Here is a 12,313-nt window from a genome sequence, read left to right as displayed (position 1 = left end):
CGGGTGCCCGCACGGAGGCGGACCGCGACGCCGTGCGTCAGTGCGTGATGGGCGCGGGCAGCTCGCCCTGCAACGGTACGGCCGCACCGTCGACAGCCGGGGAGGACGCGCTCGCGCCGGGCTGGAGAGCCGGGACGAGGGCGTTGGGCACGAGCGGCGCGGAGGCGGTGCCCGCGACTTCGCTCGACGCGGCGGAGGAGGGGTCGCCCAGCACGGCGCCGTCCGAGAGGCGGAGGTAGACCGGCGCGGTGTTGGCGACCATGCCCAGGCCCTGAGCGGCGGTGGCGAGGTTCTGCGGCGAGCTCAGCGTGTCGACGGCGTCCTGCTTCTCCGCGTTGCTGCGGGTGAGCGACTTCTGCTCGGTCTGCAGCGCCGAGATCTGGTAGGCCCCCTGCGAGAGGCCGACGCTCACCAGGAGCTGGACGACGATGATCGCGAAGAGGCCGGCGACGGCGACGATCCCGTAGACGAGCTTCGGGCGCGACTGCGCCTGACCGGCCGGGACGGCCTCGATGCGGGGGCGGGGCGCCTCCTCCTCGGGGCGTGCTCGGCGGGCGGTGTCGATGACGGCGGGGTCGATGACGGCGGTGGCGCTCATGCGGTGCTCCTGATCCTCTCGGCCGCGCGCAGACGCACGGGTGTCGCTCGGGGGTTGCGGGCCTTCTCGTCGTCGGAGGCGAGCTCGGCTCCGCGGATGACGAGTCGGAACTCGGGTCGGTGCTCCGGCAGCTCCATCGGGAGGCCGGCCGGGGCGGTGGAGGAGGACGCGGCCTGGAGCGCGCGCTTGACGATCCGGTCCTCGAGCGACTGGTACGCCTCGACGACGATCCGCCCGCCCTCGTTGATCCGGCCCAGTGCGGCGGGGATCGCCCGCTCGAGGACGGACAGCTCCTGGTTGACCTCGATCCGCAGCGCCTGGAAGACGCGCTTGGCGGGGTGGCCGTTCCGCTGGATCGCGACCGGGGTCGCCGCCTGGATGATCTCGACGAGACGGCCGGAGCGCTCCAGCGGAGCCTCGCGACGGGCCTCCACGATCTTCTTGGCGTAGCGCGCGGCGAGGCGCTCCTCGCCGTACTCGTGGAAGATGCGGCGCAGGGCGGTCTCGTCGTAGTCGGCGAGGATGCTCGCCGCTGTGAGCGGGGCGGTCGAGTCCATCCGCATGTCGAGCGGCGCGTCCTTGGAGTAGGAGAACCCGCGCTCGGTCTCGTCGAGCTGGAGCGAGGAGACGCCGAGGTCGAAGAGCGCACCGTCGATCGTGTCGATGCCCAGCTCGTCGAGCACGTCGGGCAGCTCGTCGTAGACGGCGTGCACGAGGTCGATCCGGGAGGCGTGGGCGGAGAGCCGCTCCCCCGCGAGCTGCAGCGCCTCGGGGTCGCGGTCCAGGCCCACGAGGTGCAGGCCGGGGAAGCGCTCGAGCAGCGCGAGCGAGTGCCCGCCCATGCCGAGCGTCGCGTCGACGACGACCGCCCCGTCGCGCTCCAGCGCCGGAGCCAGGAGCTCGACGCAGCGCTCGAGCAGCACCGGGAGGTGCCGCTCCTCGGTCGGGCGCGGAGCGCCCTTCGGAGTGTTCTCTGCCATGGCGGTCCCGCCGTTCCCGTTCCTGTCGTCCGATCCCCATCCACCTCGCGTCCGGACACCGGGGAAGGTGCGTCCGGGCGCCGAGTGGCTGGGAGTCGCGCGACAGGACCTAGAACAGGCCGGGGATCACCTCCTCCTGGGTGTCGGAGAACACGGACTCCTGCTCCTGCAGGTAGGTCTCCCAGGCGCCCTGCGCCCAGATCTCGGCGCGGTTGCCCGCTCCGATGACGGTGAGGTCGCGGTCGAGGCCCGCGTAGGCGCGCAGCGGAGCCGGGAGGGTCACACGGTTCTGCTTGTCCGGCGTCTCGGCGCTCGCGCCCGAGAGGAACACCCGGAGGAAGTCCCGCGCCTGCTTGCTGGTCACCGGCGCCTGCCGGATCTTCTCGTGCATGACCTCGAACTCGGCCTGGCTGAACACGTACAGGCACCGCTCCTGGCCGCGCGTGACGACGACTCCGGAGGAGAGCTCGTCGCGGAACTTGGCGGGGAGGATCACGCGGCCCTTCTCGTCGAGCTTGGGGGAATAGGTGCCGAGGAACACGGACTGCCCCCCCCACTTCTTCCGGCCAAGGATGGTGTGTCCTCCACAGTACTCCACTTCCCCCCACTCACAACCCCGGCGCGGCGCGGGGCGCGCCGGAGAGGCCCCGGTCATCCGCGTGTTTCCGCGGAATCGCGACAGTGGGGAGAAGTGGAGGGGGAGGGCCGCGGGAGGGAGGCCGCGGGCACGAAAAAAGGGCCGATCCGTGAGGATCGACCCTGTGGTGGAGCGGAGGGGAGGCTAGCCGCGCCCGTCTCCGCGGTTGTCCCACCTGTCGTTCAGACGGTCCATGAAGCCGGACCCCTGGCGGTTGCCCGAGCGGGGCTTCGACGGACGGCCGACGTCGGGCAGGCCGGGCGCGGAGGAGCCGCCGGCGGCCGGGCGCATGGCCACGATCACGCCGCCGAGCATGAAGGCGAACCCGAGGATGCCGACGAGGGGCTGGCGCACGACCACGCCCGCGACGAGCACGGCGAGACCGAGGATGCCGAGCAGGATGCCGAGCACGAGGGCCCGGTAGTTGGTGCCGCCGCGCCCCTTGCCGACCGCCGCCACGAAATCGGCGTCGTTCTGGTAGAGGTTCCGCTCCATCTCATCGAGGAGCCGTTGCTCGTGTTCCGAAAGCGGCATCGTGACCCCTTCAGGGTGCGGCGTCGACCCTTTCGGGGATCGGCACCGGAATAGGCGGCGTCTGGGCTCGACCGGTCGGGCGGCGCTTCAGTGTAGACCGAGCCCGACGCAGGCACCAGGCACCTTCGGTGCATAGGCTGGTCGGGTGAACCACAGCTCTCGACTGGTCGATCGCGTCCAGCTCCGAATCGATGAATTCCTCACCGGGCGCACGCCAATTCTGCGCTCCATAGGAGAGGACGTCTCCGCCCTCGGCGACCTTTCGCGGGACTTTCTCAGCGGGGGCAAGCGGTTCCGCGCGCGCTTCTGCGAGGCGGGCTGGAACGCGGTGTCGAGCACCTCGAGCGAGGCCCATCCGAGCGGCTCCGATCCGATCGCGAGGGTGGGCGCCGGGCTGGAGCTGTTCCACGCCGCCGCCCTCGTCCACGACGACGTGATCGACAACTCCGACACCCGCCGCGGCGCTCCCGCGGCCCACCGGCGCTTCTCCTCCTTCCACGCCGACGGCGGCTGGACCGGCGACCGCGACGAGTTCGGCCGCTCCTCCGCGATCCTCCTCGGCGACCTCCTCCTGGTCTGGTCGGACGAGATCTTCGCCGCGGCGGAGTGGTCGCTCGGGGATCGAGTCGCAGCCGAGCGCGCGCGCGCGGAGTTCAACCTGATGCGCACCGAGGTCACGCTGGGCCAGTACCTCGACATCCTCGAGGAGAGCGCGTGGGTGCAGCACCCCGAGCACGAGCACCTGCAGCGGGCGGAGCGGGTGGTGGTCTACAAGAGCGCGAAGTACAGCATCGAGGCGCCGCTGGTGATCGGCGGCTCCCTCGCCGGCGGCGACGACGCTCAGCTGGACGCCCTGCGCCGCTTCGGGCTCCCGGTCGGGATCGCCTTCCAGCTGCGCGACGACGTCCTCGGAGTCTTCGGCGACCCGGCAGTGACGGGCAAGCCGGCCGGCGACGATCTGCGGGAGGGCAAGCGCACCGTGCTGCTCGGCCTCGCCCGCGGCGCGTGCTCGCCGGGCGAGCGGGCCGAGCTCGACGCGGTCGTGGGCCGGAGCGACGCCGACGCGGCGTCCATCGCGCGGGCGCAGGAGATCATCGCGGGCAGCGGCGCCCTCGAGCGGCTCGAGGAGCGCATCGACCAGGAGGTGGCCGCGGCGATCGCGGTCCTCCCCGACGCGCCGCTCCGCACGGAGGGCGTGGCGGAGCTGCGCGAGCTGGCAGCCCAGGTCACGGTCCGCACCTCCTAGGAGCGGACCGGCGGGATCAGGCCAGGGCCTGGGCGACCCGCCGGACCTCGGCCTTGCGGCCAGCGCGGAGGGCGACGATCGGGCTCGTGCCCAGGCTCTCCTCGACCGTCAGCATCCAGTCGACCGCCTCGTCGTCGGTGAAGCCGGAGTCGGCGAGCAGGATCGCGGTGCCGCGGATCTCGCTCATCGGCTCCCCGTCGCGGAGGAAGAGGGCGGGGACCTTCAGCACGCCGTCGCGGCGGGTGCCGAGCAGGTGGCGCTCCTCGAGGAGGCGGCGGACCCGGCCGGCGCCGAGCCCGGTCAGCTCCACGAGGTCGGGGACGGTCAGCCACTCGAGCTCGGAATCGGTCGAGGTGGCGGGGGAAGCGGACGAGTCGGTCACGCGTCAAGACTGCCACGAGCCCGGAGGGCCGCCAACTGCGGGCGCCCCGGAGAAGGAGTCGGGCCCGTCCTGCGCCGCCCGGGCGTCGCTCACCGGTTCCCCCGGGGGTCTTGCCTAGACTCGTCGCGTGACCACCAGCCAGCTCGACCCTCTCCTCGGCCGTCTCGTCGACGGCCGGTACGAGGTGCGCTCGAGGATCGCCCGCGGCGGCATGGCGACGGTCTACCTCGCGCACGATCAGCGCCTCGAGCGCCGCGTGGCGATGAAGGTCATGCACGGCCACCTCTCCGACGACGCGACGTTCAAGAACCGCTTCGTCCAGGAGGCGCGCTCCGCCGCCCGTCTCGCCCACCCGAACGTGGTCAGCGTCTTCGACCAGGGCCAGGACTCGGACATGGCCTACCTGGTGATGGAGTACCTCCCCGGGATCACCCTGCGCGACCTGCTCAAGGAGCGCGGCCGACTGACCGCCCAGCAGGTCGTCGACATCATGCACTCCGTGCTCTCGGGTCTCGCCGCCGCGCACCGCGCCGGGATCCTCCACCGCGACCTCAAGCCCGAGAACGTGCTCCTCGCCGACGACGGCCGGATCAAGATCGGCGACTTCGGCCTCGCGCGCGCCGCCTCCGCCAACACCGCCTCCGGTCAGGCCCTCCTCGGCACGATCGCCTACCTCTCCCCCGAGCTGGTCACGCGGGGCACCGCCGACACCCGCAGCGACATCTACGCCATCGGGATCATGATCTACGAGATGCTCACCGGAGAGCAGCCCTTCACGGGCGAGCAGCCGATGCAGATCGCGTACCAGCACGCGAACGACTCCGTCCCGTACCCCAGCGCGACGGTCGCCTCCGTCCCCACCTCGCTCGACGAGCTCGTCCTCTGGGCGACCGAGCGCGACCCGGACATGCGGCCCCGCGACGCCGGTGTCATGCTCGCGCAGCTGCTCGAGGCCGAGCGGCTCATGGACATCACACCGAGCGACCGGCGCGGCGACACGCAGGCGGTCACCCCGCTCCCGGCGCCCGTCGCCGATCCGGCGCCCGCGACGGCCGTCTTCGATACGGCGGAGCCCGGGCAGACCTCGGTCTTCGACCCGGCGCCGGCCCCCGGAGCGGTGCTCGTGGTCGACGAGGACGACGACACCGTCGCCCGGCTCGCGAGCAGGCGCCGCGTCCGACGGCGCCGCGGCGTCCTGCTCACGGTGGTCGTCCTCCTCCTGGCGCTCATCGGCGGCGGGACGGCCTGGTGGTTCGGCGAGGGACCCGGCGCGATCGTGTCGATCCCGGACGTCGTCAGCCAGTCGCAGCAGGACGCGACGGCCCAGCTGCAGGCGCAGGGCTTCGAGGTGCAGCCGCAGGAGACGCCCGACCTCACCGTGCCCGCGGGGACGGTCGTGAGCTCCGATCCGCCCGGCGGGCAGGGGGTGCACAAGGGCTCCGTCATCACGCTGACCGTCTCGAGCGGGCCGCGCCAGCTGCCGGTCCCGTCTCTCGCAGGCCTCTCGGAGGCCGACGCTGCCGCCGCGGTGACGGGCGGCTCCTTCACCGTCGGCGACGTCTCGAAGATCTTCGACGCCGACGTCGACGCCGGTGTGGTCGTCTCCGCGTCGCTGCCTGACGGATCGGCGCTGCCCGAGACGATGTCCGAGACCAGCACCATCGCGATGGTGGTGAGCCTCGGACCGATCCCGAACGTCGTCGGCCTCTCGATCGACGACGCGACGGCGAAGGCGGAGGCGGCCGGTCTCGCCCTCGACCGCAGCGGCGAGGACTGGAGCGACACCGTGGCCGCGGGCGTCGTCCTCACGCAGGCGAACCCGGAGGCGCCCGCCGTGACCGGCGACACCGTCTCGGTCGTCGTGTCGAAGGGGCCCGAGCCCGTCGCCGTGCCGAACGTCGTGGGGATGAACCGCGACGAGGCGAAGGCGGCCCTCGAGGCGGCGGACCTGTCGTGGAGCTACTCCCTGACGACGCTCGGCCCGCTGATCGACGCGGCGCCGAACGAGCTGACCAAGGTCACGAACCAGTCCAACAAGGCCGGCGATCTCGTGCAGCGCGGCACGACGATCCAGCTGTCGATCACCATCACGACCTGACGCCGCCGGTCGAGCTCTCAACGAGGACTCGACCGGCGGTCGGGGTCGGATCAGATCGCGCGGCCCCGGAGCTCCTCCGCCACGAGGAACGCGAGCTCGAGCGACTGCATGTGGTTGAGGCGCGGGTCGCAGACCGACTCGTACCGGGTGGCGAGCGTCGCCTCGTCGATGTGCTCCGAGCCGCCGAGGCACTCGGTGACGTCGTCGCCCGTGAGCTCGACGTGGATGCCGCCCGGGTGCGTCCCCGCGGCGCGGTGCGCCTCGAAGAAGCCCTTGACCTCGTCGACCACGTCGTCGAAGCGACGGGTCTTGTAGCCGGTCGGCGTCGTCAGCCCGTTGCCGTGCATCGGATCGGTCACCCACAGCGGCAGGGCGTCGCTCCGCTTGACGGCCTCGAGCAGCGGCGGGAGGGCGTCGCGGATCCTCCCGGCACCCATGCGGGTGATGAAGGTGAGGCGACCGGGCTCCCGCTCGGGGTCGAGCTTGTCGATCAGCTCGAGCATCGTCTCGGGCGTGGTCGACGGGCCGAGCTTCACGCCGATCGGGTTGCGCACCCGCGACAGGAAGTCGACGTGCGCGCCGTCGAGCTCGCGGGTGCGCTCGCCGATCCAGATGAAGTGGCTGGAGGTGTTGTACGGCGTGCCGGTCCGCGAGTCGATGCGCGTCATGGGGCGCTCGTAGTCCATCAGCAGGCCCTCGTGGCCGGTGTAGAACTCGGTGCGCTTCATGCCCTCGAAGTCGGCCCCGCACGCCACCATGAACTTGACCGCGCGGTCGATCTCGCGGGCCAGCTGCTCGTAGCGCTGGTTCTGCGGGTTCTCGGTGAAGCCCTTGTTCCAGTAGTGGACGAGGCGCAGGTCGGCGAATCCGCCCTGCGTGAAGGCGCGGATGAGGTTCAGCGTCGAGGCGGCGGTGTGGTAGCCCTGCACGATGCGGCGCGGGTCCGCGGCGCGCGACTCCGGGGTGAAGTCGTAGCCGTTGACGATGTCGCCGCGGTAGGCGGGCAGGGTCACGTCGCCGCGGGTCTCGAGGTCGCTCGAGCGCGGCTTCGCGAACTGGCCGGCCATCCGGCCCATCTTGATGACGGGCATGCTCGCGCCGTAGGTCAGGACGACGGCCATCTGCAGCACGGTCTTGACGCGGTTGCGGATCTGCTCGGCGGTCGCTCCTGCGAAGGTCTCGGCGCAGTCGCCGCCCTGCAGGAGGAACGCCTCGCCGCGGGCCGCGGCTCCGAGACGCTCGCGCAGCTGGTCCACCTCGCCGGCGAACACCAGCGGAGGGAGCGCGGCCACCTCGGCGGACGCCGCTCGCACGGCCTCCGCATCGGGCCACTGCGGCTGCTGCTTGATCTCGAGCTCGCGCCAATAGTCCAGGCCGGCGACCACGGAGGGGGCGGCGAGGACGTACGGTTCGTTCGGATCGATGACCACGAGGGTGTTCCCGGTTCTGACGGGCGCCAGCGGCGCGCGGAGGGCCGCCGTCCGGACGGACGGCAGCGGTTGACGAGCTTATCGCCTGGCAGGGCGCTCGGCCGGGAGGGGGCCCCGGCGTCGAGCGGGCGCTCAGCGGGTGAGGGCCGCGCGCTTCTCCTTGACCGAGGTCGCGTAGACGTCGAGGTACTCCTGGCCGCTCAGGGCGAGGAGCTCGTACATGATCTCGTCGGTGATCGAGCGGAGGATGAACCGGTCGCCCTCCATGCCCTCGAAGCGGCTGAAGTCGAGCGGCTCCCCGAAGACGATGCCGATGCGGCCCAGCTTCGGCAGGCGCTTGCCGATGGGCATGATGCGCGCGGTGTCGATCATGGCGACCGGGATGACGGGCACGCGGGCCTCGAGGACCATGCGCGCGACACCGGTGCGGCCGCGGTACATCCGGCCGTCGGGGCTGCGCGTGCCCTCGGGATAGATGCCCAGGGCGTGGCCGCCCGCGAGGACGCGGAGGCCCGTGTTGAGCGAGGCCTCCGACGCCTTGCCACCGGAGCGGTCGATGGGCAGCATCCCCGTGGCGGTGAAGAACGTCCGCGTCGCCCAGCCCTTGAGGCCCTTGCCGGTGAAGTAGTCGCTCTTGGCGAGGAAGACCATGTTCCGCTCGATCACCAGCGGGAGGATCACGGAGTCGATGAAGGAGAGGTGGTTGCTCGCGAGGATCACGCCGCCGTTCTGCGGCACCTTGTCGGCGCCGACCACCCACGGCCGGAAGATCGTCTTCAGGAGCGGGCCCGCGACGATGTGCTTCATGAACCAGTAGAACATCGGGCTCCTCGGCGGTGCGGCGGATCGGGTGCGGCGGGTGCCGCTAGAGGGAGCTCGCGTGCAGGCGCGCCAGGTCGGCGGCCCCCACGACTCCGGCGTCGTTGACGAGCTCCGCGATGCGGAACTCGGGCTCGGGGTGGTAGCCCCGGGCGGGGAGGTTGTCGAGGTAGGCCTGGCGGATGGGGTCCAGCAGGAGGTCGCCCGCCTGCGCCACTCCGCCGCCGATGACGAACATCTGCGGGTCGAGGACGGCGCTCAGGCTGGCCGCCGCCTCGCCCAGCCAGTGGCCGAGCTGTCGCAGCGCCGCGAGGGCGCCGAGGTCGCCAGCGGTGATCAGCTCGGAGATGAGGTGGCCGTTCAGCTCGCCGCCGTTGCGGGCGCGGGCGTCGGCGATGCCCTGGCCGATCCCGCCCGCGTCGGCCAGCTCGCCGGCGAAGCGCTGGAGCGCGCGGCCCGAGCCGTACTGCTCGATGCAGCCGCGGGCGCCGCAGCCGCAGGGCAGGCCTCCGGGGACGACGCGCATGTGCCCGATCTCGGCCGCGGCGCCGAAGCCGCCGCGCAGGAGCCGGTCGTTGATGACGATCGCGCCACCCACTCCGGTGCCGATGGTGAGCATCAGCATGTCGCTGACGAGGCGGCCCGAGCCGTAGCGGAACTCGGCCCAGCCGGCGGCGTTCGCATCGTTCTCGATGATGATCGGCAGGTCGATGCGGGCCGAGAGCTTCTCGCGGAAGGGCTCGTTGCGCCAGTTGATGTTCGGGGCGTAGTAGACGATCGACTGCGAGGCGTCGATGAAGCCGGCGGCGGCGACTCCGACCGCGGAGACGTCTCCCGGGAGCAGGCCGGAGCGCAGATGCTCGACCATCTCGACCACGACGTCGACGATCAGCTCGGGGTGCCCGGCAGGAGTGGGCCGACGGTCCTCGCGGAGGATCCCCCCGAACTCGTCGACCAGGGCTCCGGCGATCTTCGTGCCGCCGATGTCGATCCCGATCGCGTGCACGCGAACCGCCTTCCCGTCGCCACCGGCGCGGCAGCGTCGGCGGGCCGCCCTGAGCGGCGGCCAGGACGAGTGTAGTGACCGCGAGCGCTCCGATGCGGCTCAGCGGCGAGACCCGGCGACGCGTGTCGGCCCTCCTCGCGGAGCCACCCCTGGATCGTTACCCTGAACGGATCCACAGCTTGCGCCGCGCCGGTAGGGTGGAGACGACGTTCATTCAGGTACCGAAGGAGTTGCCGTGGACCAGTTCGATTCCCCCCTGGTGGTTCCGGCCGATCCCCAGGCCAACACGACCGCCCTCCTGCTGGACCGCGTCCGCGAGACACCCGATCGCCCGCTCTTCGCGCTGCCCGACGGCGACGGCTGGCGCGATGTGACGGCGCAGGAGTTCCTCGACCAGGTCACGGCCCTCGCGAAGGGCTTCGTCGCCGCCGGCCTCGAGCCGGGCGAGAAGGTCGGGCTGATCTGCAAGACGCGCTACGAGTGGACGCTGATCGACTTCGCCGTCTGGTTCGCCGGCGGGATCCTCGTCCCGGTGTATGAGACCTCCTCCCCCGCGCAGGTGCAGTGGAACCTCGCCGACTCCGGCGCGCACGCCGTGATCGTCGAGACTCCCGAGCACTTCGCCCGCTTCGACGAGATCCGCGCCGACCTTCCCGAGGTCCGACTCGCCTGGCAGATCGGGCTGGGCGATCTGGACAAGCTCGTCGCGCGCGGCGTCGACGTGCCGGACGCCGAGATCGAGCGCCGCCGCTCGCTGGCGACCGGCACCGACATCGCGACGATCATCTACACCTCCGGCTCCACCGGCCGCCCCAAGGGCTGCATCATCCGGCACTCGAACTTCGTCGAGCTCAGCCGCAACTCGGCGGTCGCCCTGACGGAGCTGATCCACCAGCCCGGCGCGTCGACGCTGCTGTTCATCACCACGGCGCACGTGTTCGCCCGCTTCATCGCGATCCTCTGCGTGCACGGCGGGGTGAAGGTGGGGCACCAGGCCGACACCAGGCAGCTGCTCCCCTCGCTCGCGTCCTTCAAGCCGACGTTCCTCCTGGCCGTGCCGCGCGTGTTCGAGAAGGTCTACAACTCCGCCGAGCAGAAGGCCGAGGCCGGGGGGAAGGGGAAGATCTTCCGCCGCGCGGCCGACGTCGCCGTCGCCCACTCGATGGCGCTCGAGGCGGGCTCGGTGCCGCTCGCGCTGAAGCTGCAGTTCCTCCTCTTCGACCGGCTCGTCTACTCGAAGCTGCGCACCGCCATGGGCGGGAACGTCCGCTTCGCGGTGTCCGGCTCGGCGCCGCTGGGAGACCGGCTCGGGCACTTCTTCCACAGCCTCGGCATCAAGATCCTCGAGGGCTACGGCCTCACGGAGACGACGGCGCCCGCCACGGTCAACCGCACCGAGCGTTTCAAGATCGGCTCGGTGGGCCCGGCGATGCCCGGCGTCTCGATCCGGATCGCGGGCGACGGCGAGATCCAGGTGCGCGGCATCGACGTCTTCGGCGGCTACTGGAACAACGAGGCGGCGACGGCCGAGTCGTTCGACGGCGAGTGGTTCCGCACGGGCGACCTCGGAACCCTGGACGAGGACGGGTACCTGCGCGTCACCGGGCGGAAGAAGGAGATCATCGTCACCGCCGGCGGCAAGAACGTCGCTCCGGCGGCGCTGGAGGATCCGATCCGCGCGAACCCGCTGGTCGGCCAGGTCGTCGTCGTCGGCGATCAGCGCCCGTTCATCGCTGCTCTGGTCACGCTCGACTCCGAGATGCTGCCGACGTGGCTCGCCAACAACGGGCAGGACAAGGGCCTCTCACTCGAGGACGCGGCCGTGAACCCGGTCGTTCTGGCCGAGGTGCAGCGGGCCGTCGATGCGGCGAACGAGCGCGTGTCCCGCGCCGAGTCGATCCGGAAGTTCGTGATCCTCCCGACCGAGTTCACGGAGGCGAGCGGTCACCTGACTCCGAAGATGAGCATCAAGCGCAACGTCATCCTCGCCGACTTCGCCGACACCATCGCCGCCGTCTACTCCGCCGCCCCCGCCACCGAGGGCATCTCCCTCCGCTGACCCCGCGCTCTCCCGCCGTCACCAGCAGGCCGTCCCGATCGCAGCCGCCTCCGGGACAGCGCGCCCAGCTCTATCCCGTCGGCGGAACGCACGACGCTCCTCGGAACGCGCCCACCTCGAAAGGCCGACCGCGCGGAGCCGGGCAAGGACCGGCTCCCCTCGACACAGCCGTATCCGGAAAAGCGCGTCCCAGCGCTTTCCCGTCGGCGGAACGCACGACGCTCCACAGAACGCGCCCACCCCGAGAAGCCGACCGCGCGGAGCCAGGCAGGGACCGGCTCCCCCTCAACACAGCCGTATCCGGGAAATCGCGTCCCAGCGCTTTCCCGTCGGCGGAACGCCCGACGCTCCACGGAACGCCCCCACCTCGCTGAGCCGACCGCGCCGGGCCGGGCAGGGACCGGCTCCCCCCTCAACGCAGCCGTATCCGGTGAAGCGCGTGCCAGCGCTTCACCGTCGGCGGAACGCACGACGCTCCACCGAACGCGCCCACCTCGAAAAGCCGACCGCGCCGGGCCGGGCAG

Annotated in this window: 11 protein-coding genes; 3 read left to right on the top strand and 8 right to left on the bottom strand. The window is 71.7% G+C overall.

Annotation, left to right across the window (positions count from 1 at the left end):
• Positions 1-37: 37 nt before the first annotated feature.
• The 4 genes from C5C56_RS00465 to C5C56_RS00450 all read right to left on the bottom strand — a co-directional run bounded on the left by C5C56_RS00465 (position 38) and on the right by C5C56_RS00450 (position 2,749).
• Positions 38-598, bottom strand: coding sequence for a hypothetical protein (locus C5C56_RS00465; protein ID WP_104222588.1), 561 nt, complete (start codon positions 596-598; stop codon positions 38-40).
• On the bottom strand, positions 595-1,578 hold the full coding sequence (rsmH, locus tag C5C56_RS00460) for a 16S rRNA (cytosine(1402)-N(4))-methyltransferase RsmH (protein ID WP_104225374.1): 984 nt from the start codon (positions 1,576-1,578) through the stop codon (positions 595-597). The genes C5C56_RS00465 and rsmH overlap by 4 nt, the downstream gene beginning before the upstream one ends.
• A gap of 109 nt (positions 1,579-1,687) precedes the next feature.
• The gene (gene mraZ / locus C5C56_RS00455) at positions 1,688-2,119 is read right to left on the bottom strand and encodes a division/cell wall cluster transcriptional repressor MraZ (RefSeq protein ID WP_104222586.1); all 432 of its coding nucleotides are present in this window, start codon (positions 2,117-2,119) and stop codon (positions 1,688-1,690) included.
• 240 nt (positions 2,120-2,359) lie between these two features.
• Complete coding sequence (locus tag C5C56_RS00450; protein WP_104318956.1) at positions 2,360-2,749, bottom strand: DUF3040 domain-containing protein; 390 nt, start codon at positions 2,747-2,749, stop codon at positions 2,360-2,362.
• A gap of 145 nt (positions 2,750-2,894) precedes the next feature.
• Between C5C56_RS00450 and C5C56_RS00445 the strand changes: the two genes are divergently transcribed.
• A complete protein-coding gene (locus C5C56_RS00445) occupies positions 2,895-3,995 on the top strand; it encodes a polyprenyl synthetase family protein (RefSeq protein WP_104222584.1) in 1,101 nt (366 codons plus the stop codon).
• A gap of 16 nt (positions 3,996-4,011) precedes the next feature.
• Here C5C56_RS00445 and C5C56_RS00440 read toward each other — a convergent pair whose 3' ends face one another.
• Positions 4,012-4,377 carry an Rv2175c family DNA-binding protein gene (locus C5C56_RS00440; protein WP_104222583.1) on the bottom strand — a complete coding sequence of 122 codons (366 nt, stop codon included), beginning with the start codon at positions 4,375-4,377 and terminating at the stop codon, positions 4,012-4,014.
• Positions 4,378-4,504: 127 nt separating this feature from the next.
• Between C5C56_RS00440 and pknB the strand changes: the two genes are divergently transcribed.
• On the top strand, positions 4,505-6,475 hold the full coding sequence (gene pknB / locus C5C56_RS00435; protein ID WP_104318955.1) for a Stk1 family PASTA domain-containing Ser/Thr kinase: 1,971 nt from the start codon (positions 4,505-4,507) through the stop codon (positions 6,473-6,475).
• 50 nt (positions 6,476-6,525) lie between these two features.
• Here the strand turns inward: pknB and C5C56_RS00430 are convergent, their stop codons facing one another.
• From C5C56_RS00430 to C5C56_RS00420, 3 genes are all read right to left on the bottom strand, one after another.
• Positions 6,526-7,860, bottom strand: a complete 1,335-nt coding sequence (locus tag C5C56_RS00430) for a class II 3-deoxy-7-phosphoheptulonate synthase (RefSeq protein WP_104222617.1) — start codon at positions 7,858-7,860, stop codon at positions 6,526-6,528.
• A 177-nt stretch (positions 7,861-8,037) separates the two neighbouring features.
• Positions 8,038-8,727, bottom strand: coding sequence for a 1-acyl-sn-glycerol-3-phosphate acyltransferase (locus C5C56_RS00425; RefSeq protein WP_104222581.1), 690 nt, complete (start codon positions 8,725-8,727; stop codon positions 8,038-8,040).
• Positions 8,728-8,770: 43 nt separating this feature from the next.
• Entirely contained in the window at positions 8,771-9,730 is a 960-nt protein-coding gene (locus C5C56_RS00420; protein WP_104222580.1) for an ROK family glucokinase, read from the bottom strand.
• A 235-nt stretch (positions 9,731-9,965) separates the two neighbouring features.
• On the opposite strand from C5C56_RS00420, the gene C5C56_RS00415 reads away from it, so the two are divergent.
• A complete protein-coding gene (locus C5C56_RS00415; protein WP_104247148.1) occupies positions 9,966-11,789 on the top strand; it encodes a long-chain fatty acid--CoA ligase in 1,824 nt (607 codons plus the stop codon).
• The last annotated feature ends 524 nt before the right edge of the window (positions 11,790-12,313 follow it).

This window comes from Rathayibacter sp. AY1D1 (genome assembly GCF_002932635.1).
GTDB lineage: Bacteria > Actinomycetota > Actinomycetes > Actinomycetales > Microbacteriaceae > Rathayibacter.
The sequence above is the reverse complement of the archived record's forward strand: the minus strand, read 5'-3'. Positions and strand labels throughout refer to the sequence as shown.

Excerpts from the sequence above, each read along its gene's own strand:
- C5C56_RS00465 (WP_104222588.1), bottom strand. The coding sequence starts at position 598 with ATGAGCGCCACCGCCGTCATCGACCCCGCCGTCATCGACACCGCCCGC.
- rsmH (WP_104225374.1), bottom strand. The coding sequence starts at position 1,578 with ATGGCAGAGAACACTCCGAAGGGCGCTCCGCGCCCGACCGAGGAGCGG.
- C5C56_RS00450 (WP_104318956.1), bottom strand. The coding sequence starts at position 2,749 with ATGCCGCTTTCGGAACACGAGCAACGGCTCCTCGATGAGATGGAGCGG.
- C5C56_RS00425 (WP_104222581.1), bottom strand. The coding sequence starts at position 8,727 with ATGTTCTACTGGTTCATGAAGCACATCGTCGCGGGCCCGCTCCTGAAG.